This is a genomic window from Streptomyces cavernicola (assembly GCF_029968035.1).
GTDB classification, from domain to species: Bacteria; Actinomycetota; Actinomycetes; order Streptomycetales; family Streptomycetaceae; genus Streptomyces; species Streptomyces cavernicola.
Map to the genome: position 1 here is coordinate 1 of NZ_JASCIQ010000017.1, position 20,916 is coordinate 20,916.

At 72.6% G+C, this 20,916-nt stretch carries 19 protein-coding genes; 14 read left to right on the forward strand and 5 right to left on the reverse strand.

Translation table 11 applies throughout. The annotated features are described in order from the left end of the window. The first annotated feature begins 146 nt into the window (after positions 1–146). The 4 genes from QIS96_RS17205 to QIS96_RS17220 all read left to right on the forward strand — a co-directional run bounded on the left by QIS96_RS17205 (position 147) and on the right by QIS96_RS17220 (position 6,593). Positions 147–3,461, forward strand: coding sequence for an AfsR/SARP family transcriptional regulator (locus QIS96_RS17205; protein WP_282543496.1), 3,315 nt, complete (start codon positions 147–149; stop codon positions 3,459–3,461). 73 nt (positions 3,462–3,534) lie between these two features. Next, positions 3,535–4,110: a DUF4303 domain-containing protein gene (locus QIS96_RS17210; protein WP_282543497.1), complete on the forward strand. Its 576-nt coding sequence runs from the start codon at positions 3,535–3,537 to the stop codon at positions 4,108–4,110. 171 nt (positions 4,111–4,281) lie between these two features. Beyond that, on the forward strand, positions 4,282–5,508 hold the full coding sequence (locus tag QIS96_RS17215) for an esterase-like activity of phytase family protein (protein WP_282543498.1): 1,227 nt from the start codon (positions 4,282–4,284) through the stop codon (positions 5,506–5,508). A gap of 284 nt (positions 5,509–5,792) precedes the next feature. After that, entirely contained in the window at positions 5,793–6,593 is an 801-nt protein-coding gene (locus QIS96_RS17220; RefSeq protein ID WP_282543499.1) for a hypothetical protein, read from the forward strand. A 9-nt stretch (positions 6,594–6,602) separates the two neighbouring features. Here QIS96_RS17220 and QIS96_RS17225 read toward each other — a convergent pair whose 3' ends face one another. Then, positions 6,603–8,171: a hypothetical protein gene (locus tag QIS96_RS17225; RefSeq protein ID WP_282543500.1), complete on the reverse strand. Its 1,569-nt coding sequence runs from the start codon at positions 8,169–8,171 to the stop codon at positions 6,603–6,605. Between the two features lie 216 nt (positions 8,172–8,387). Here QIS96_RS17225 and QIS96_RS37705 point away from each other — a divergent pair, with 216 nt between their 5' ends. After that, a complete protein-coding gene (locus QIS96_RS37705; RefSeq protein WP_349017391.1) occupies positions 8,388–9,389 on the forward strand; it encodes an NAD(P)H-dependent oxidoreductase in 1,002 nt (333 codons plus the stop codon). A gap of 68 nt (positions 9,390–9,457) precedes the next feature. Here QIS96_RS37705 and QIS96_RS17240 read toward each other — a convergent pair whose 3' ends face one another. Further along, on the reverse strand, positions 9,458–10,033 hold the full coding sequence (locus tag QIS96_RS17240; RefSeq protein ID WP_282543501.1) for a TetR/AcrR family transcriptional regulator: 576 nt from the start codon (positions 10,031–10,033) through the stop codon (positions 9,458–9,460). Positions 10,034–10,206: 173 nt separating this feature from the next. On the opposite strand from QIS96_RS17240, the gene QIS96_RS17245 reads away from it, so the two are divergent. After that, positions 10,207–11,676, forward strand: a complete 1,470-nt coding sequence (locus QIS96_RS17245; protein ID WP_282543502.1) for an MFS transporter — start codon at positions 10,207–10,209, stop codon at positions 11,674–11,676. 56 nt (positions 11,677–11,732) lie between these two features. Here the strand turns inward: QIS96_RS17245 and QIS96_RS17250 are convergent, their stop codons facing one another. Further along, complete coding sequence (locus QIS96_RS17250) at positions 11,733–12,803, reverse strand: FAD-dependent monooxygenase (RefSeq protein ID WP_282543503.1); 1,071 nt, start codon at positions 12,801–12,803, stop codon at positions 11,733–11,735. 110 nt (positions 12,804–12,913) lie between these two features. Here QIS96_RS17250 and QIS96_RS17255 point away from each other — a divergent pair, with 110 nt between their 5' ends. From QIS96_RS17255 to QIS96_RS17280, 6 genes are all read left to right on the forward strand, one after another. Beyond that, positions 12,914–13,513, forward strand: a complete 600-nt coding sequence (locus tag QIS96_RS17255) for a TetR/AcrR family transcriptional regulator (RefSeq protein WP_282543504.1) — start codon at positions 12,914–12,916, stop codon at positions 13,511–13,513. A 92-nt stretch (positions 13,514–13,605) separates the two neighbouring features. Next, positions 13,606–13,962: a nuclear transport factor 2 family protein gene (locus QIS96_RS17260; RefSeq protein ID WP_282543505.1), complete on the forward strand. Its 357-nt coding sequence runs from the start codon at positions 13,606–13,608 to the stop codon at positions 13,960–13,962. A gap of 171 nt (positions 13,963–14,133) precedes the next feature. Next, on the forward strand, positions 14,134–15,204 hold the full coding sequence (locus QIS96_RS17265; protein ID WP_282543506.1) for a DUF2278 family protein: 1,071 nt from the start codon (positions 14,134–14,136) through the stop codon (positions 15,202–15,204). A 122-nt stretch (positions 15,205–15,326) separates the two neighbouring features. Next, positions 15,327–16,673: a hypothetical protein gene (locus tag QIS96_RS17270; RefSeq protein ID WP_282543507.1), complete on the forward strand. Its 1,347-nt coding sequence runs from the start codon at positions 15,327–15,329 to the stop codon at positions 16,671–16,673. Positions 16,674–16,893: 220 nt separating this feature from the next. After that, complete coding sequence (locus QIS96_RS17275; protein WP_282543508.1) at positions 16,894–17,196, forward strand: hypothetical protein; 303 nt, start codon at positions 16,894–16,896, stop codon at positions 17,194–17,196. Between the two features lie 202 nt (positions 17,197–17,398). Continuing rightward, entirely contained in the window at positions 17,399–18,370 is a 972-nt protein-coding gene (locus tag QIS96_RS17280) for an alpha/beta hydrolase (RefSeq protein ID WP_282543509.1), read from the forward strand. A gap of 52 nt (positions 18,371–18,422) precedes the next feature. Here the strand turns inward: QIS96_RS17280 and QIS96_RS17285 are convergent, their stop codons facing one another. Continuing rightward, the gene (locus QIS96_RS17285; protein ID WP_282543510.1) at positions 18,423–18,650 is read right to left on the reverse strand and encodes a hypothetical protein; all 228 of its coding nucleotides are present in this window, start codon (positions 18,648–18,650) and stop codon (positions 18,423–18,425) included. 210 nt (positions 18,651–18,860) lie between these two features. Here QIS96_RS17285 and QIS96_RS17290 point away from each other — a divergent pair, with 210 nt between their 5' ends. Next, on the forward strand, positions 18,861–19,934 hold the full coding sequence (locus QIS96_RS17290) for a terpene synthase family protein (protein ID WP_282543511.1): 1,074 nt from the start codon (positions 18,861–18,863) through the stop codon (positions 19,932–19,934). A 7-nt stretch (positions 19,935–19,941) separates the two neighbouring features. Here the strand turns inward: QIS96_RS17290 and QIS96_RS17295 are convergent, their stop codons facing one another. Then, positions 19,942–20,421 carry a CAP domain-containing protein gene (locus tag QIS96_RS17295; protein ID WP_282543512.1) on the reverse strand — a complete coding sequence of 160 codons (480 nt, stop codon included), beginning with the start codon at positions 20,419–20,421 and terminating at the stop codon, positions 19,942–19,944. A gap of 134 nt (positions 20,422–20,555) precedes the next feature. Between QIS96_RS17295 and QIS96_RS17300 the strand changes: the two genes are divergently transcribed. Further along, positions 20,556–20,771 carry a hypothetical protein gene (locus QIS96_RS17300; RefSeq protein ID WP_282543513.1) on the forward strand — a complete coding sequence of 72 codons (216 nt, stop codon included), beginning with the start codon at positions 20,556–20,558 and terminating at the stop codon, positions 20,769–20,771. Positions 20,772–20,916: the final 145 nt, after the last annotated feature.

Below are 20,916 nucleotides of genomic sequence, written 5' to 3' on the forward strand. Positions count from 1 at the left end.
CCTCCGGCGTTTGAGGAGGCCCGTCCGGCAGGACTTCGGGAAGGGGCGGGGTGGGGAGAACGACCTGCGCCGGGGGCCGCTCTCCGTTCGCCCTAGGCGTGCACCGTCCGCCCCCGGCGCGGCAGCACCTTGGTTAGCCTGGGCGCATGCGTTTGGGGGTGCTGGGCCAGCTGGGGGTGTGGACGGCCGACGGGGCGGAGGTCAGGGTCCCCGAGCTGAAGGTCCGCGCTCTCCTCGCGCACCTCCTGGCCCACCGCGGCCGCCCGGTCTCCGCGGACCGGCTGATCGAGGACCTGTGGGGCGACAGGCTCCCCAACAACCCGCAGGGGACGCTGCAGACGAAGGTGTGGCAGCTGCGCCGCGCCCTGGAGGCGGCCGAACCCGGCGGGCGGGACCTGGTGCTGTCGCGCACCACGGGGTACGAACTGCGCGCCCCCGCCGACACGGTGGACGCCGACCGCTTCCAGGACCTCCTCGCCCGCGCCCGCGCCGCCGCCGAACCCCGGGCCCGCGCCGCCCTCCTGGCCGACGCGCTGACCCTGTGGCGCGGCCCCGCCTTCGCCGACTTCGCCGACGCGGAGTTCGCCAGGGCCGCCGCCGCGGGCCTGGAGGAACAGCGCCTGACCGCCGTAGAGGAACAGGCCGAGGCCCGCCTCGAACTCGGCGAACACGTCCTCCTCGCCGACGAGTTGAGCGACCTGGCGGCCCTGCACCCGCTGCGCGAGCGGCTGCGCGCCGCCCACATCCGCGCCCTCTACCTGGCCGGCCGCCAGGACGAGGCGCTGCGCCACCACACGGACCTGCGCACCCGCCTGGCCGAGGAGCTCGGTGTGGACCCGGGCCCCGAGGTGACGGCCCTGTACCGGTCGATCCTCGCCCAGGACCCCGCCCTGGTCGCCGCGCCGGCCCCCGCCACCTCCGCCGCCCGCCCGCCGGGCAACCTGCCCGCCGCCCTGACCGAGCTGATCGGCCGCGGCGAGGCCCTCGCGGAGCTGCGCGGGCTCCTCGCGGCCCACCGCCTCGTCACGCTCACCGGGCCCGGAGGCGTCGGCAAGACCCAACTCGCCCTCGCCGCCGCAGGACAGGCCGACGCGGAGTTCCCCGGCGGCGTCCACCTCGTCGAGCTCGCCGCACTCGACGCCACCGCCGACGCCTCCGCCGACGCCTCCGCCGACGCCTCCGCCGACGCCTCCGCCGACGGCCCCACCGCCCCCACCGACGTGGAGGAAGCCGTCGGCGCCGTACTCGGACTGCGGGACGACACCGCGCAGCCGGGGGACGCGCCGCCCACCGCCGCCGCCCGCATCGCCCACGCCCTCGGCGGACGTCCGGCCCTCCTCGTCCTCGACAACTGCGAGCACCTCGCCGACCCGGTGGCGGCGCTCACCGGCCAACTCCTCAAGTCCGCACCGCAGTTGCGCGTCCTCGCCACCAGCCAGGTCCCGCTCGGCATCACCGGCGAACGCCTGCAGGAGGTGCCGCCGCTGACCAGCCCCGCCGCTGCCGAGGACCTCGGCGTCGCGGGCGTACGGGAGTTCAGCGCCGTCGAGCTGTTCGTCGCCCGCGCCACCGCCGCCGCGCCCCGCTTCGCCCTCGACGCATCCACCCTCGACGCGGTCGTGTCGATCTGCCGCCGCCTCGACGGCATCCCGCTCGCCCTGGAGATGGCCGCGACCCGCGTACGCGCCCTCGGCGTCCACGAGTTGGCGGCCCGCCTGGACGACCGCTTCCACCTCCTCGCCGTCGGATCGCGCGACGCCCCGGCCCGCCAGCGCACCCTGCGCGCCGTGATCGACTGGAGCTGGGACCTCCTCGGCGCGCAGGAGCAGGCCGTGCTGCGCCGCCTCGCCGTGCACGCCGACGGCTGCACCCTCGCCGCCGCCGAGGAGCTCTGCGTCGGCGACGGCGTGGACTCCGCAGACGTCCTCGACCTCCTGGCCCGCCTCGTCGACGGCTCCCTGCTCGTCATGGCCGACAGCGCCGCGGGCGAGGGCCCCCGCTACCGCCTCCTGGAGTCCGTCTCCGCGTACGCCGCCGAACGCCTCGCGGAATCAGGGGAGTTGACGTCTCTGCAGCGCGCGCACCGCGCCTACTACACGGCCTTCGCCGAACGCGCCGAACCCCACCTGCGCGGCCACGGGCAACGCCAGTGGCTGCGCCGCCTCGACGCCGAGAACGCCAACCTGCGCGCCGCCCTGGAGAGCGCCCTGCGCACCGGCGACGCCGCCTGCGCCCTCCGCCTCGTGGGCGCCCTGTCCTGGTACTGGTTCCTGCGCGGCCGCAACAGCGAGGCCCGGCGCTGGCTCACCCAGGCCCTGGCGAGCGGCTCGGGCCAGGACGTCCCGGCCGCACTCCGGGCCAGGGCCACCGGCTGGCTCGGCGGCTTCCGCCTGATCCTCGGCGGCAGCTCCGACCCGGTCCGCGAGTACCGCGAGGCGCTCAAACCGTACGAAGAGGTCGACGACCCGCTCGGCCGGGCCCGCGCCGAGTGGTTCGTGGCGTCCGAGCTGTACGGGGTCGGCGACCCGGCGCCCAGTCTGCGGCTCATCGAGTCCGCCCTCGCCACGTTCCGCTCGTACGGCGACCGTTGGGGCACGGCCGCCGCGCTCGCCAGCCGCGCCTTCCACGCCCAGCTCGCCGGCGACTTCGCCGCGATACGCCGGTACGGCGAGCACAGCCTGGACCTCTTCCGCGAACTGGGCGACCGGTGGGGCCAGTTGCGCGCGATGGCGCAACTCCAGGCCCTGGCGCAGGTCACCGGGGACTACGACCAGGCCGGCCGGCTGCGCCGCGAGGGCCTGCGGATGGCCGAGGACCTGGAACTCTGGCCCGAGGTGTCCCTCCAGCTCGCGGGCCTCGGCCGGATCGCCCTGCTCACCCGCGACTTCCCCCGCGCCCGCGAGTTCCACGAGCGGGCCCGCCGCCTAGCGGTCGCCCAGTCGGACCGGTTCGGCGAGCAGTACGCGGAGATCGGCCTCGGCCTGGGCGCCCGCCGCGAGGGCGACCTGGACACCGCCGAGTCCCATATGCGCCATGTCCTGCAAATCCACCGGGAGATGGGCTACGAGCCGGAGACGCCCGCCCTGATCCTGGCCGAACTCGGCTTCACCGCCGAACTGCGCGGCGACGCGGCGACGGCCCTGAAGCTGCAGCTCGACGGGTTGGCCGTGGCCTACGGCAGCGGGGCCCGCGCCCGCGCCCTCAGCCTCGAAGGCCTCGCGGGAGCGCGGTCCTTGGCAGGTGCGGCCGAGCACGCCGCCCTCCTCCTCGGCGCCGCCGCGGCAACCCGCAGCTCGGTCGGCGCACCCCTCGCGGAGGGCGAACGGGACGACGTGGCCCGCATCGAGGCACGCGTACGGGGAGTCCTGGACGACGCGGCGTTCGACGCGGCGTACGCACGGGGCGCGGCGGCGGACGTGGAAGATCTCCTCCAGGACCTGTCCCTGACAGCCGACGATTGACGAGCGACGACCGATGACCGACGAGAGAACCGCGAGGCCCGCCATGCCGATTGACGCCCTGAGCCCAGCCGCTATGTCCGCACTGCAGGAGCGGATCGTCGCCTCCCTGTGCGCGACGGTCGGCCCGATGCTGAGGGGCCGCGCCTCGGAGGAGCTGTACGCGCTGGCCCTCACCACCGACAGCGACGTCGTCACGCTGCGCCTGGTGGCCCACACCGAACAAGCCCTCACGGCACTCCTCGAAAACGCAGAGGACAACGCAGAGGACAGCGCGGCGGACGCCGACTACTACCGCTGGTGGCCCGACGAATGGGCGGACTTGGACGACGACGTGACCCCGGACGACGGAGTCGAGTCGACGGGCGACCTCTGCGAGGCCCTGTACGAGGCCCACGCCTCACTTGGCGAGGACGACGCCCTGCACGACGAGTGGTGCCTCCGGGCCCGCGCAGCCCTCGACGGCGCCCTCGGCGACGCCCGCGTCCTGGCAGCCGTGCGCGAGGCCAACCCCGTATGGCGGCCCGTGCTGTTCGTCACGGACACGGACGGCGACATGCGCGAGACGGTGCACAGCATCGACCTCCTCAACGGCGCCCACCCCGACCCGGCCCTCGTCGCCTCCGCACGCGCCTACTTCGACCAGGACTGACGCTCCCCGCCGGTGAGGGTGGTGTCACCCCGTCACCTTCCGCCGCCGGACGCGGAGTTGAACTGATCGCCGTCCAGCCCACCTCGCAAGACCGTTCACCTGTACGTCCGCACGGCTGATCACCCCACTGGGCGACTGCACAATCCCGCCCACCCGGCCAAGATCAACGCCATGAAGACTTCCCTGGTCCGCCGCGCATGTGTCGCGGCCCTGGCCCTGGCGGCGACGATCACCCCCGCGGTGGCCGCTCCGCAGGACGGCAACGCCGCACCGTCCGACCGCAACTCCGCAGCATCCGACCGCAAGGCCGCGCCGTCCGACCGCAAGGCCGCGGCTTCCGGCCGAATCGGCGCGCAGGCACGTCTGTTGGGGGAGAAGATCGTCCCCCACAAGCTCCCTTTCCAGAACACCACCGTCGGCGGCCTGTCCGGCATCGACCGGGACCCCTGCACCGGCCAGTACGTCATGATCAGCGACGACCGCTCGCAGCTGCAGCCCGCCCGCTTCTACACCGCGAGGATCGGCGTCGACGGCAACGGCGTGCACTCCGTCGACTTCACCGGCACGCACCCCTTCCGGCAGCCGGACGGCTCGGTCCACCCGCCCGCGAGCGCCGGCGACGGCAAGGTCGTCGACCCGGAGGAGCTGCGCGTCGACCCGCGCGGCTGCCAGTACGTGTGGGCGCAGGAGGGCGACCGGCCGAGCGAGCCGAGCGCCCCGGTGATCCAGCCGTCGATCCAGTTCGCCGGGCGCACCGGCGACTACCGCGGCAAGCACGTCCTGCCGCCCAACTACCTCATCACCATGGGCGATTGGGGCATGCGGCGGAACCAGGGCGTGGAGGCGATCACGTTCGACCCGCGGGGCGGCCTGCTCACCAGCGCCGTCGAAGGCCCCCTGATCCAGGACGGCCCGGTGCCGGACCTGGACCACGGCGCGCTGATCCGCGTCACCCAGCAGTACCGGCGCGGTCAGGTGCGGGGGCAGTTCGCCTACCCGCTGGAGAAGATCTTCGCCCCCTCCGACCCGACCAGCCCCTGGGGCCCGGACACCGGCGCACCCGCGATCCTCGCCTTCCCCGACGACCCCGACCGGTACCTCGTACTCGAACGCACCTGGGTGGCGGGCTCGGGCTACAAGATCCGCCTCTACGATGCCACGACGCGCGGCGCGACCGACGTACGGAACGTGCCCTCGCTGAACGGGCAGCCCGTCGTGCCGATGCGGAAGCAACTGGTCGCGGACTTCGACGACTTGGGCCTGTCGACGGTCGACAACACCGAAGGCATGACGTGGGGGCCGACGCTGCCCAACGGCGAGCGGACGCTGCTCCTGATCAGCGATGACAACTTCGTCGAGGACGCGGTCACCCAGATCGTCGCCCTCGGCGTCCGCTGACATCCACCTGACGACCATCTGACGACCACCTGACGGGGCAAGCCCCGCGCCGCCTGCGGCAACCACTCGGTCCGGCCGAGCCGCCGCTGCCGCGCGGGGCATTCCGTGTGCCGTGTGTCGTGCGTCATGTTCCGTGTGGCAGTGGCCCATCGACTACGTCAGCACCTCGTAACAGCGCTTCCCCCGCGCCCACCGGATCGGGCACGCTCAAGATCGACCACGTGCACAGCACGGCCTGCCGATCGGCGGGCCACACCTTCGTACCGCCCTGGGGGAACTGCATCATGCTTCGCAGCCACCGCCGCAAGGCCGTCCTCACCGCAGCTGCCCTGATCGCCACGACCGGTCTGCTGACGGCCTGTCAGGGAGATGCGGACGGGGGCAGGAAGTCGAGCGGTTCGGGGTCGTCGGCCTCGGACTCGGACGCCAAGGGCAAGTCCGACAGCGCGGGGGAGGCCGGCGACGACAGCGCCAAGTCGCAGTCCGGCGGCGGCTCGGGCACGAAGCCTGCGGGAGGCAAGGGCGTGACCGGCACCTGGTTCGGCACCGTCACGTACCTCGCGCCCGGTAAGTACACCGTCACCGACCTGAAGGACACCGAGCAGGCGTTCTTCACGTCGACCGACACCGACATCCAGGGCGCCGGCGAGATCTGCGGCGACGCCGACGGGCAGGCCGCCACCCCGTGCAGCGAGGAGCAGTTGGAGGCCGCCGCCAAGGAGGGCGTCTCCGCCACGGTGAAGCTGGAGAAGGGCATCGCGGTCAGCGTCGTCGAGGACCACGCGGGCAGCGGTGGCGGCGACGGCGACTCGGGCACCGGCAAGCCGACCGGCACCCGCTCCGGCGAGCTCGGCTACCTGGCCCCGGGCAAGTACTCCCTGCTCGACAGCGACGGCTCCCGGATCTCCTTCTTCAGCGCCACCGCCACGACCATCAACGGCAACGGATGGATCTGCGGCGAGAACGGCGAGAACAAGCGCTGCACCGAGGGCGACCTCGAAGCCGCGGCCAAGAAGGGCGGCGTGCGGGTCATCGTCGAACTCGACAACGGCGCCGCCGTCACCATCGACGAGGAGCACAACTAAGCGGCGCTCTCAGCCAGCCTCCACCTCCCGTATGCCTGCGGCGGTTCGCTCGGCCAGCTCGCGGACGCCGTCCGCGGCGTTCTCCGAGAGCTCGCCGAGCAGGGCGTCGGCGGCCGTGAGGAGGGCGCGGGCCTCCTCGGGGCGGCCCGCGCCGGCCAAAGCGCAGGTCAGCAGGTAGTGCTCCTCGACGATCCAGCTGCCGAGGTTGACCTCCCGCCAGTGGCGCAGCGAGTCGTCGCCCGAGGTGGTCAGGGCCTCGCGCACGGCGGCCAGGCTCTCCGCGGCCTGCGGCAACCGGCCCGCCTCCCGTTCGAGGCGGGCCAGGGTGTGCCCGGCCGAGGCCCGGTCCCGTGCCGTCTCCTGAAGGGCGGCGTACAGGCGCTGGGCGCGCAACGCCTGGGGCAGGTCGCCGAGTTCCTCGAATTCCCGGGCGAGTCCGCGCAGCGGTGCCGTGGCCAGGGCGCGGGGCGCCTCCGGGCGGCGGGGGCTGCCCTGGTCCAGGGGGCCGCTCCGGTCCAGGAGTCTGCTCTGGTCCATGACGATGCCGTCGAGTTCGCGGATCAGCGTCGCCCGCGCGAGCTCCGTCATCCCCTGGTCCCGCGCCAGGTCGGTCCAGGTGGAGAGCGGCTCGTCCGACGGGTCCGTCCCGAACGTCGACTCGTCGAGGGCGCGCGCCCACTGCCGCAACTCGTCCGCGCTCGCGCCCGGTTCGGGAAGGTCGCTCAGGCCGCACGCCGTGTCGAAGTCCGTCTCCCGGACTTCCGCGAGCAGCGGCAGGTCTCCGACGTCCCCGCGCAGCCCCACGAGCACGGCCGCGAGCCGCAGTTCGAACGTCATCGACGACTCCGCCTCGTGCCGCAGCAGATGCCGAAGGAGTTCTCCGTCGCCCTCGGCGCGGTCGAACTGCGCGGCCCGCAGGGCGACTCGGCGGCGCACCGGGTCCTCGGCGACCGTCCGCCACACCGCGCGGTCGCCCTCCCGCAGCCGGGCGAGAGCGGCGCGGCCCGCCGCGAGCACCGGCTCCCACAGCGGGGCACCGGCCGGCCCCAACAGCTCGTACGCACACCCCTCTTCGGCGTTGAGCAGGACGAAGTCCGGTTCGGTGCGCAGCAGTGCGGCATGCAGCATGCCTATCAGCTCGACCGGGGAGCGTTCCGGGAAGCCCAGGGCCGCTCGGAGCTCGGCCCGCTCCTCGTCGATTCCGTAGTCCGCACGGATCTCGGCCTCGGTCTTCGCGACGCGCGCCAGGATCTTCTCCTCGCCGTCGTCCGGCGACAGCTGCGTGTATCCGCGCCAGCCGGGCAGGCCGATCATGAGCTCCAGGGCCTCGTCGACGTCGGCGCCGATGATCCCCGCGGAGCCCTCCGAGTCGGCGTGGAGCACCGAGCCGTCGGCGCACACGAAGTACGTGCCGCCGGTGTCGTCCCCGGCCAGCGTCTCCAGCGGACCGCCCGAGGCGAGGCGGACCTCCTCTACGTGGCTGTCGGCGGCGCGGTCCAGGTCGAAGTCGAAGGGGAACGCGGCCAGTTCGGCCAGGCGGCGGTCCTGTCGAAGCAGCTGCAGTGCGCGATCGGTCATGTCACAGAACGTAACAGCGCCCACTGACAACGGACTTGCGCGGCAACCAGCCGCCCACCGCCGGAGCTTGTCGGGGTTGCGTACCGCCCGGATCGCCCGATGGTGAGGCCCGCTCTGCCCGACGTTTCGCGGGGCTGTGTCGTCGTACTGCTCGAAGACACCTCGCGAAGACCCCATCGCCCCGGAGCACCCGGGCGGACACCTGAGGAGAGAGCGATGACCAGGATCCCCAGGATCGGCATACTCATCGGCAGCACCCGCCCCGGCCGCAAGGGCGCGCAGGTCGCCCGCTGGGTTCACGAGCGGGCGGCGATTCGCCGTGCGGACGCGGAGTTCGAGGTGATCGACCTGCTCGACCACCCGCTGCCGCATCTCGACGAGCCGCTGCCCGCGCTCGCCGGACGGTACGAGCACGAGCACACCCGGGAGTGGGCGGACACCGTGGCCGGCTTCGACGGGTTCGTCATGGTCACCCCCGAGTACAACGCCGCCGTCCCCGGCGTGCTCAAGAACGCCATCGACTATCTGCACGCGGAGTGGGCCCACAAGGCCGTCGGGTTCGTCTCGTACGGCATCGGCGGCGGAACCCGTGCGGCCCGGCAGCTGCGGGCGCTGTGCGAGCTCCTCGGCATGGGTGCGGTGTCACCGCTGGTGTCGCTGTCCCTGCACGCCGACTTCAAGGACCGGGCGGTCTTCGAGCCGGGCGACCACCACGTCAGCGCCCTGGACGCCCTCCTCGACCACGTCGTCGCCCGAAGCGCGGACCGGCGGGCGGCCGCGCCCACGCAGCGCGAGACGGACGAGGCCGAGATCCGCCGTCACGTGGACGGGATCGTCGACGCGCTCCGGGCCAAGGACCTCGAAGGACTGAGGCGTCTCTACGCGACGGACGTCGTGTCCTTCGACGCCGACCCGCCGCTGCAGCACGTGGGGATCGACGCGAAGCTCAAGAACTGGGCGCGGGTCTTCACGTATTTCAAGGAGGTGGCCTACGAGGTGCGGGACCTGCGGGCCGAGGTGGGCGACGACCTGGCGTACGCGCACGGCTTCGGGCGTCTCAGCGGCACGCTGGCGGACGGCACTTCGGTGCGCGGGATGTGGGTCCGGGCCACCTTCTGCCTGCGGAAGACCGACGGCGCCTGGCTGATCGCGCACGACCAGGTCTCGGTGCCGCTGGACATCCGGGACGGCAAGGGGGTCGTCGACCTGGAACCGTGAAAACCCTGTTCCCTGAACCCCTGAACCCCTGAACCCCTGATCCCTGACCCTGACGCGGCCGGTCGAGGTCACAGCAGTCGGTCGACGAGCCCGTCGATGTAGTCCGGGGCGAGCGGGACCAGGCCGAACAGGACGCGGATGTACATCGGGGCCAGGACGTGGTCGAGGACGGCGAGCGCGTCGAGTCCGTCGGGCGTGTGCTCGCCGCGCTCGCGGGCGCGGTCGAGCACGGCCTGCAGCTGCCGCATGCGCTCGGCGAACAGGTCGTCACCGGCCTTCAGGCCCTGCGGGCCGTCGCCCGACAGGGCGACGGCCAGGCGCACCACCGCAAGACCGTCGGGTCCGGTGATCTCGCGGGCGACCTGGGCCGCGTACGTGCGCAGGTCGCCGTCCAGGCTTCCGGTGTCGGGCATCGGCGACCGGGCGTTGAGGCGGGTGAGCGCCACGTCGGTGAGCAGGGACTCCAGGTTGCCCCACCGGCGGTAGACGCTGCTGTCGGCGACGCCCGCGCGGGCCGCTACCTCGCCGACGGTGAAGTTGCCGTAGCCGCGCTCGCTGATCAGGTCGGTGACGGCCTGGTGCACCTGCGCGCCGACGCGGGCGCTGCGTCCGCCGGGCCGCTGGGCTCGCTGTCGCTCGTTCATGCCCCCACCTTAACGCAGTCGAGACTTGCGTTTACGACGGGATCTCCCTACAGTCCGCACAGTCCACTAACGCAGCCATCGACTGCTTTAAAGCGCTCAGGTGTGTCGCCGTCCGGGGTCCGGGGTCCGGGGTGACCGCGGCCGGGCGCGACCACCGACCGAGGGGGATCTCCATGGCCGTACCGCCTGCGACCGTAGGCAGCCGACCCGGCAGGGCCGTGCTGCTCACGGTGACCTGTCTGGGCCAGTTCATGGTGCTGCTCGACAACACGATCGTCGGGGCGGCGCTGCCCGACATGCAGCAGCGCCTGCACACGGGCCTGACCGGCCTGCAGTGGATCGTCGACGCGTACGTACTCCTCGTCGCCATGCTGCTGCTGTCCGGCGGTGTCTTCGCCGACCGGTTCGGCCGCAAGCGGGTGTACCTGACCGGCGTCGCGGTGTTCACCGTCGCCTCGCTGGTGTGCGCCCTCGCGCCCTCGCTCGGCTGGCTGGTCGCCGGCCGGGTGCTGCAGGGCATCGGGGCCGCGGCGCTCAGCCCCGCCTCGCTCGCCCTGCTCGCCGCCGCCCATCCCGTACCGCAGGAACGCATGAAGGCCATCGGGCTGTGGGCCGGGCTCAGCGGCATCGGTCTCGCCGTGGGGCCCGTGGCCGGCGGCGTGCTGACCGAGGCCTTCGGCTGGCCCGCGATCTTCCTGGTCAACCTGCCCATCGGCGTGGTCCTGCTGGTCGTCGGCCTGCGCACCCTGGAAGAGAGCCGCAACCCGAGCGCCCCCGCCATCGACGTCCCGGGCACGGTGCTCTCCGTCCTGGGCGTGGGCGTGCTGACCTACGGACTCATCGAGGGCGGCGCCCGCGGTTGGACCTCGCCGGTGATCCTCGGCAGCTTCGCCGCCGCGGCGGTCCTCCTCGCCGCCTTCGTCGCCGTCGAAGCCCGCCGCGCCGCCCCGATGCTGCCGCTACGGCTGTTCAGGGAGCGCCTGTTCACCGTCGCCAACACCGCCATGGTGGTGGTCGGGTTCGCGCTCATGGGCTCGTCGTTCTTCTTCTCCCAGTTCTTCGTGTACGTCCAGGGCAGCTCGATCCTGTGGGCAGGCCTGCAGACCCTGCCGATGTCCCTCGCCATGGTGGTCGTCAGCCCGTACGCGGGCCGGCTCGCCGCCCGCCACGGCTTCCGCGTCGTGGTCACCGCCGGCCTGGCCCTGGCAGGACTGGGACTCCTCGCGCTCGGCACGGTGCACGCCGACACCGGCTACGGGAACGTGTGGTGGCGCCTCGCGGTCGTCGGCACCGGCTTCGCCCTGACCATGTCCCCGCTGACGGGAGCCGCCATCCAGGCGGTCGACCCGCAGGAGGGCGGCCTCGCCTCGGGCGTCAGCAGCACCACCCGGCAGATCGGCGCCGTGCTCGGTGTGGCGGTGCTCGGAGCCGTCGTCCGCACCCGGCAGTCCGACGGCGCCTCCTTCGAGGCCGGCCTCGACAGCGCCTTCCTCGCCGCCGGCGCCATCACATCGGCCACCGCCGTGTTCACCGGCCTGTGGCTTGCGAGGTCCAAGCCCGCGGAAGGACCCGGGACACCGCGCCGCACCACCGATCCGGACGCGGCCCCCATCTCGAACAAGGCGTCCACGACCGGCAGTTGACGACAAGGCTCAGGGACCCGCCGCCTCAACCGGGCGGCTCACAGGGACCCGCCGCCTCAAGCAGGCGGCCTGCCCGCCGTCAGGAACAGCCGCATCGCCGCGTCCCGTGCCGGGGCGACGGGCAGGCGGGTGTGGACGGCCCGGTTCAGCAGGCGGGCGGCGCGGGCGAGGCGTTGGGTGGCCGGGCGGCGGGTCGCGTCGTAGGCCGTGAGGGCCTCCGGCACCCGCGTGCGGGCGGTGAGCCGGCGGGTCAGGGCGACGGCGTCGGCCAGGGCCTCGCAGGCGCCGCGCCCCAGGTCGGGGGTCATGGCGTGGGCGGCGTCGCCGACGAGGGCGATGTTCCCGCTGACGTAGGCGGGCAGCGGCACGGCGAGGTCGTACAGGTCGTTGCGGTGTACGGAGGCCTCCCCGAGGTGGTCCAGGATCTCGCGCACGCCCGGGTGCCAGCCCCCGAACCGGCGGTGCAGCGCGGCGAGTTCACCGCCCGCCGGGGTCGCGCGCTCGGGAGCGCGCACGCAGGCGAACCAGTTCGCGCGGCCGCCCGCACGCGGGGTGACGCCGAAGCGCGCGCTGTCGCCCCAGGTCTCGGTCATGCCCGGCGCGTCGACGTCGGCCGTGCCGTGCCAGGCGGTCACGCCGCAGTAGCGGGGCCGGTGCGCGTCGCCGAAGAGGACGGTCCGGGCCCGGCTGCGCAGTCCGTCGGCGGCGACCACCACGTCGTACCGGGAAGTCAGGGCGCGTACGTCGGGCACGGGCTCGCCGTAGCGGACGACGCCGTCGTCGAGGGCGTCGGAGAGCGCACCGAGGAGCGCGGGACGGGAGATCACCCGCACGGCGTCGCCGGTACGGCGGCGCAACGCCGCCATGTCGACGTTCCCGATCAGGGCGCCGTCGGCCCGCACGAACCTGCCGTCGGCCGCCGCACGGGAGCGTGCGCGGGCCGTGTCGCCGAGGCCGAGGGCGTCGAGGGCGTGGAGTCCGCCCGGCCAGAGTCCGAGGGAGGTCCCCGTGGCGGGCCGGGCGGGGGCGCGCTCGCGCACCTCGACGTCCCAGCCCGCGGCGCGCAGTCCGACGGCGGTGGCGAGACCGCCTATCCCGGCGCCGACGACGATCGCTGTTCCGGTCATGCCCGGGAGGCTACTATGTTTGTAGTGCTCGCACTATGTTTGTAGTGCACGTCGCTGCGGGTGTAGCGGTCGGGCGAGCGCGGCGGTCGACGGAGCGGAGCCGGATTCGTATGGCGGGCAGGCGTGAGCAAGTTCTGGACGCGGCCGTGGAGATCCTCGGCACGGGCGGGCTGAGGCGCCTCACGTACCAGGCCGTCGACGCCGCCGCGAACGCGCCCGCAGGCACCGCGTCCAACCACTTCCGCAGCCGCGACCTGCTCGTGGCCGGCGTCGTGGACCACCTCGAAACCCTCGACGCCCGCGACTGGGCGGAGTTCGCCGCCGAGCGCACCCCGGAGCACACCTCAGAGCGCACGCCCGAGGGGCCCGAGGCGCTGAGCGCGACGCTCGCCGGACTCGTCCGGCACGCCCTCGGCCCCGCCCGGCACCGCACCGCCGCCCGCTACACCCTCGCCCTCGAAGGCCTCGCCCGCCCGGCGGTCCGCACCTCACTCGCCCGCGCGCAGGAGTCCCTCAGGGGCCTGCTCGCACCCTGGCTCGAATCCCTCGGCTCGACCGACCCGGCCGCCCACGGCAGGATCCTCTTCGACTACGTCGACGGCGCGATCTTCCACCAAGTCACCCTGCCCACCGAGGACTTCGACCCGGAGCCCGGCATCCGTGCCGTGCTGACGGGGCTGCTCCCGCGAGGCGAGCCGGGCCGGGACTGACGCCCGGCCCGGCACAACTCCGTTGCGGCTGAGGGCAGTTGAGGGGAGTCGGGCAGCGGGCCCGCGTTCCCCCGGTGATACGGTCGTCCGCCATGGACAAGAGTGCCGTCACCGAGCTGGTCGAGGCGTACATCGCGATCTGGAACGAGTCCGACGACGAGGTCCGGCGGGCGTCCGTGGGCGATGTGTTCACCCCCGGCGCGACCTACACCGACCCGACCGTCGTGGCCGAAGGGGCCGCCGCCATCGGCGAGTACATCGCCGGCGCGAGGAAGAACTTCACCGGGATGCTCTTCACCTTCGACCAGGTGCTGACCCATCACGGCTCCGTCCACTTCGCCTGGCAGGTCGGACCGGCCGGGGGAGTGCCGGTGGTGAGCGGCTTCGACGTCGCCTGGTTCGAGGGCGGCCGGATCAGCCGCGTGCACGGGTTCTTCAACGGTTTCTGACGGAGCGTCAGCACCCTCACCCCGCCCCTCCCGGCCGTTCGCAAGAGCTGCACGCGCAATTCACCGGACCGACAGCGTGTCAACTCGCGTGCGCGGTGCGTCACCGATGTACTCCGGATGGCGCACTCCCGCCCAGAACCTCTCGTCCAGAACACCGGAGGAGCAACACCCATGCCGCTGAAGAGCTACGGCGTGCTCGCCGCCCGTGCCGTCGACCGACGCCGCGAGGGCGCCGCCGACGACACGCCCCACTTCCAGATCCACCTCGTCGACGAAGCCGGCACGCACTACCGCGCCGCCGTCAACGTCAAGTCGCAGGAGTCCCCTTCGGAACTGCTGTATCTCGTCGACGAGAACTTCGCGCACGCCCTCCTTGAGAAGCTCCCCGCCGCGGGCAGCGGCTGGACGGTGCTGCCCACGGACGCGGGCGGCGCCGCACTCGACTACGTACGCGGCGAGATGCTCGACCGCGCCGACATGAAGAAGCTCCCGGCGGACGAGCCGGGGCCGGACAACGACCTGGCCGACGTCCTCGACGAGCACGTCCAGCGCGCCATCGCGGACGCCGACGCGGCCCTGTACGTCTTCGGCGAGCGCTGGGGCCCCGAGGGCGGCACACCGGACAAGATCTTCGGCTTCGAGCCCGGCAACGGCGTCCACGACGTCCACATGAACCAGGGCAACAGCGAACGGTTCAAGGACCAGGACGGGGTCTGGCAGGACGGCGCCCTGCTGATCCACCTGCCCGCCGACGACCAGTGGATCGCGCTCTTCCTCGCGTTCCAGTCCCAGTCCTGGAACACCGACGACTCGACGGGCCACGCCGAGGACGCGGACGACCGGCCCTCCGAGCCCACCGAGCCGTCCGAGCCCACGGACCCGTCCGGGCCCGGCGGCCCGGGTGACGGCAACACCCCTGCCGTACGCATCCATTCGGCCCTGGTCAACCCGCAGGGGCCGGCGCCCGAACGCGAGACCATCACCCTGGTCAACGCCTCGCAGGCCGCCGTCGACCTCGGCGGCTGGCACCTCGCCGACCGCAACGAACGCCGCGTACCCCTGCCCGCTCAGCGCCTCGAACCCGGCGCCACCTTCACGGTCGCCGCCGCCGACGGCCTCCAGCTGGGCAACCGCGGCGGCACGATCAGCCTCCTCGACGGCACGGGTGCGACGGTCCACACCGTCACCTACTCCGAGAGCCAGGCCCGCCAGGAGGGCAGCCCGGTCGTCTTCGACGCGTAGGACGCGTAAGCCGAACGGTGCGCCGGGCCCGGCGGGCGCTTCATGTGCGACCCGCCGGGCAGCCGGCCCAACCCCCGGCAGGCCCACCGGAGTTGTCAGTGGTGCCGGTGAGAATGGCACCCATGACCTACGCCATACCCGTGCCGCTGCCGTCCGCGCTCGTCGAGCACCACGCGATCGACCTGGACCGCAAGTACACCCAGGGCTGGGGCATGCACGTCAACGACGTCGCCACCGCCCCCTCCGGAGAGCTCTACGTCCTCTCCCGGGTCCACCGGCACACCTACGGTGTGGCGGACGACGAGGCCGACCCGGCGAAGGCGGACTTCAGCTACGTGCTGGTGAGCAGGCACGCACCCGACGGGACCCCGCTCGCCGTCGGAGTCTCCGGGCAGACCGAGTACCTGCGCCAGGACACGACCTTCGGTGGCCGACTGCCCGGCCTCGGCGAGGACTTGTGGTGGGCGCAGGCGCTGTGCGTCCTGCCCGACGGGACGCTCGCGGCAACCGGGGCCGGCGACCAGACCCATCTGGTCACCCCGGATCTCACGACGGTGACCGCCCGCCACGCCATGCCCCGCCGACGCCACGACGACGGCCCGCACGACCCGTTCGCCTCGTCGATCAGCACGACCCCGGCCGGCCGACTGCTGTGCACGACCGGCGAGTTCGGGCTCTACAGCTACGGCTCGCTGCTCGACAACATCGTGTCGATCACCGACCAGCCCCTCACCCCGTACGCGAAGCCGGTCCTGCGGGCCCTCGCCGCCATGGAGGCCGAGCCCGTCAGGCAGACCGAGGCGGAGCTGCGGCCCGGCGTGCTGTACCAGGGAGAGCCGGTCGGCATGGGCCACCGGCCGCGCCCCTCGCTGACGGAACACCTCACCGAGCTGGAGCCGACCGCCCGGCTGTGGGACTGGCGCGACGCCCGCCTCGGCCGGCCCGCTGTCGTACGGGAGGACCTGTTCGTCGTCCCCGTCTACGGCCACATCTACCGCGGCGGAAGTCGCGGCCAGAGGTTCGCGTTCACGCTGATCAGCGACCAGGGGGAGTTCGTCGGCCAGTTGGGCGGCATGCACCTGCACCGCGACTCGCCGTTCACCGGCCACTGCTTCGAGATCGTCGCCGACCCCGTCAGCGAGCGGATCTACCACCTCAACCGCTACGGCCTCTTCGCCTGGACCGCCACAGGGGTGCGGGCCCAACGCCTCGACCTGGAGGACAAGCGCTACCGACTCCTCAAGCACTTCACCCTCGCCGACTGCACCCCCGCAGGCGACCTGATCCTCGTCCACCGCACCCAGCACCTGCTGCTCCGCATCCCCCGCCCCGACTCGCTCGGCGACCTCGGCCAGGCGGCGGAGGACGCCCTGCGCGCCTACGCCAAGGAGCGCACCGCCCTCAAGAAGCAGTGGAGCCCGGCGAGTTGGCACTGGACCGACGACACCGCCCCCGTGCACCGCCTCTGACCGCCCGCGCTCCGCGTTCAGACCTGACACCGCTTCAACCGCCCCGAACCGCACCGCAGTCGAACCCACATGGCCGATCCGCGCCCGCGTGGCGCCCTCGACCGGAGGGTGCGGCCTGAAGGGTGAACCTTCCGAGCGAGCCGGATCTTGAAGTTGCCCGCACGGTAGCTGTGCAGTGTGCCCGCGACGGAAGCGGGATCGATCGTGGTGAGGAAAGACCATGCGTTCACGAGCACTACTGATCTCTCTGGCGGCAGCGGCCTCGACCCTGGGCATGGTGGCGCCCGCACAGGCCGCCGACGCCGGAGATGTCGTCGTCTTCTCCACCGAATTCCAGCCTCTGGACACCTACGAGAACCCGCAGGGCTGCCACAAGCTGCCGCTGGCCGCGCACACGCTGACCAACCGGACCGACAAGCCGGTGACCGTCCACGCCGACCCGTTCTGCGTGACCCCGGGGCTCACCATCATGCCCGGGTACGGATCCCACGTGGCGCCGGGCACCGGATCGTTCTCCGTCTGAGCACAGCCTGAACTCACAAGGTGCGGCCCCCTCCTCCGAGCGGGGCCGCACCTGTGCGTGCGGGCGGGGTAGAGGGGGGCGAGCTTGTACCCCCCACAAACCCGACCTGTCACGCCCGGTACAGAAGCGGTTTCCTCGAATCGCGCACCGGCCACGGCACCCGCCGACCGTCGCGCCCCTTCCTCCACCGATCGACTTCGCGTTGGACAAGAACGTCGAGCGGACCGCGGTGCGGTTCAGGAACCGCTACGGCATCGACGTCGCCGCTGACCTCTACGTACCGAAGAACGCGAGCGGCAAGCTGCCCGCCCTGGTGGTCAGCGGCCCGTTCGGCGCGGTCAAGGAACAGTCGTCGGGGCTCTACGCCAACGAGTTCGCCCGCCGCGGGTACGTCGCCCTCGCCTTCGACCCCTCCTTCACCGGGGAGAGCGGCGGCACGGTGCGCGACGTGGCCTCGCCCGACGTCTACACCGAGGACTACAGCGCCGCCGTCGACTTCCTCGGCCTGCAGAAGATCGTCGACCGGGACCGGATCGGCGCGCAGGCCGTCTGCGGCCTGAGCGGCATGGCACTCACAGCGGCGGCCGCCGACAGCCGTATCAAGGCGGTCGCCACGGCCTCGATGTACGACATGTCGCGCAGCATGTCCCGCGGCCACGAGGACTACTACACGCCCGAGCAGCGCCGGAAGGTCGTGGAGCACCTCAGCCGGCAGCGCTGGACCGACGCCGAGAAGGGCACCTACGCGCGGCTCTCCCACGAGGTGCCCTTCGACGAGAACGGCGACGTCGCCCCCTCGGACCGCGTCCTGCCCGAGACCCTCCCGGCCGACGCCGACCCGGTCACGGCGAACTTCTTCGACTACTACCGCACCGAGCGCGGCTACCACCCGCGCTCGATCAACTCCACCACCGCGTGGACCGCGACCACGCCCATGTCGTTCTTCGCCTTCCAACTGATGACGAACATCGACTTGTTGGCGCCCCGCAAGGCCCTCCTGGTGGCCGGCGCCGAAGCGCACTCCCGGTACTACTCCGAGGACGTGCGGGCGAAGGCCCCCGACAGCGTCGACCTGGTGATCGTCCCGGGCGCGGACCACGTCGACCTGTACGACCGCAAGGAGCTCATCCCCTTCGACCGGCTGGACGCGTTCTTCACCGAGAACCTCGCCTGACGCCCGGCGCCCGGCGCTGTTCCGCCGGGGGGGGGGGGGGGAGGAGGCAGGGTCAGCGCCTGGGGAACATGGCGTCGCTGGCCGCGTTGACGAACGGCGCCGCCATGCCGGCCAGGGCCGAGGCTCCCTGGGAGAACGGCGCCAGGGGATCGACGGGGGCCGTCTTCGAGGCGCCCTGACCGCCGGGCCCCTTCCCGTCGGCGAGTGCGGTCGCACCGCTCTGGAGAGAGGCGACGATCAGAAGCAGAACAGCGGCACGCTGGCAGGTACGGAATCGCATGCCCGCTTCAACGAGGTGCTCCGTGCCTGGTCACAGGCCTGCGGTAAGTGTGATCTAAAGGGCAGCGGCAGCGCGGCGGGTCAACGGGGAGCCCTGGGTCGCCTCTTCGACTGACGCCTCGGAACGACGGTCATGCCTCGACGGATCTCGGCGTGTGCTCCCACATGATCGTGGCCGCCCGCCGCCCCCGACCGGAAGGTTGCCGCCGCCATGGCCGCCCACTCCCTCGACGTGGAACTGCCGCCCGTCTACTGCCCGTTGGAGTCCTCCCTGCACCCGCATGTCCACGACGTCGAGAGGCGGGCGGTGCAATGGATCGACGACAGCGGCATGTGTGCGTCGGAACGTGAGAAGGCCTGGGTCGTGGCGACCCACAGCGCCGACTTCTTCGCCCGCTTCGCCCCGGTGGCCGACGACGACAGACTCCTCGCCGCCGTCCAATGGGTGTACTGGGGCTTCGCGTTCGACGACGCCCGCTGCGACAGCGGTCCGCTGAGCAGCCGCCCCGCACAGTTCAACGCCCTCGCCGGCCAGGTGCAGCGGGCCTGCGAGACCGGCCTCGCACAGCCCGAGGACCGCTACGCCCGCGCCCTGCAGGACATCACGCGAAGCTTTCGCTCCTTCGCGCCGCCCACGCAGGTCGCCCGCTTCGTACACGCCCACCGGGCCTGGCTGTCCGGGGTCGCCTGGCAGATCGGGAACCAGGCCGTGGGCCGCATGCCCGCGCTCGACGAGTTCCTGTCGATGCGGATGCTCGCGGCGGGCGGCTTCCCGACGTTCGCCCTCCTGGAGCTGGCCACCGGGGCCGAGGTGCCCGACCGGGAGATGCACCGCCCCGCGGTCGCCGCGCTGACCGAGATGGCCCTGATGGTGGCCTCGCTCGACAACGACCGGCACTCCCTGCACAAGGAACTGAGCCGGGGGCACGCCGACCAGAACATCTACACCGTGCTGATGGCCGAGCGCGGCCTGCCGCTGCAGCAGGCCGTCGACGAGGCCAACGGGCTGCGCGACCGCGTCCTGCGCCGCTTCCTGGAACTCCACGACCGGGTGCGGCCCACCGCCGGCGCGGACCTCGCCACGTATCTGCAGGGCCTGCGCTACGGAGTGCGCGGCAACAACGAGTGGGGGCTCAGGGTGCCGCGCTATCTCAGCCAGGGCCACTGGCCGGACGAGATGGAGGACACCCGGCTGGTGTGGGCCGACGAGCCGAGTGACCTCAGGCCCGGCCCGCCGGCGGGCGCGCCCGGCGTCGCCTGGTGGTGGGACGAGGACCTCAACTGACTGCCCGTCAGGGCCCGGTGGCCAGGTCCAGGGTCCACCAGGGGCCGTCGGCGCGGTCGGCCCGGCCGACGCCCGCATCGCGGTAGCGGCAGGTGAGGATGAGGTCGCGATGCCCCGGGCTCTCCATCCACAACTCCGTCACGGTGCCCGCGTCTCCCGAGGCGGACGCGATGGCCTCCCCGGAATGGCGGGCCCGGTAACCGGCTGCCCGCATCCGCTCGTGCGGGCGGCTGCCGTCGGAGCCGATGTGGTCCAGGCGTCCGTGGCGGGCCATGTCGGCGCTGTGCGCCTGCGCGGCCCGGGTGAGGTCGGCCCGCAGCCGCAGCGGACCGCAACCCGCCTCGGCACGCCGCCGGTTGACCTCGGCGACCACGTCCGCCGCGGCCCCGCCGCCGCTGCCCTGGGCCGTCGCTGCCGCCGTCGCCGGCAACACCGTCGAGAGAACGACCCCCATCGCGAAGACCGCCGTACGGAACGGCACAGTCATGGTTTTCCCACTTTCGCTTTTTCCGCCTTTGACGTGCGGCGGCATTTCCGATACCCAGGCACAGTGGACGCCGAATAGGGTACCCATAATCCCCTTTCCTAGCTTTCTTCTTCACCCCGCCCAGGAGGATTTTCATGTCAATGCAGCTTCGCCGTCTGGCCGCCGTTTCGCTTATGGCTCTCGCGCTTGCCGCGGGCAGTGCGAGCGCCGCCTCCGCCGCCGCGGCCTTCCCCGAGCCGGGCGTCCCCGGCTACTCGGTGCAGGACGAATCCCCGCTGCACTTCGGCCCGTTCGACCTGCCGAGCAGCGGTACGATCTCCGGCGGCATGTCGTGGGACATGCGGGACTGAGCGACTCCGCGCCGAGCGCCAAGCGCCCGTCACCCTCGCATCGCCCCGGATGCGAGGGGGACGGGCGCAGGTAATTCCCGGATCTGAAAGTTCGGCTACAAGTTCGGCTACAAGTTCAGCTGAAAGTTCTGCTAAAAGCTCCGCG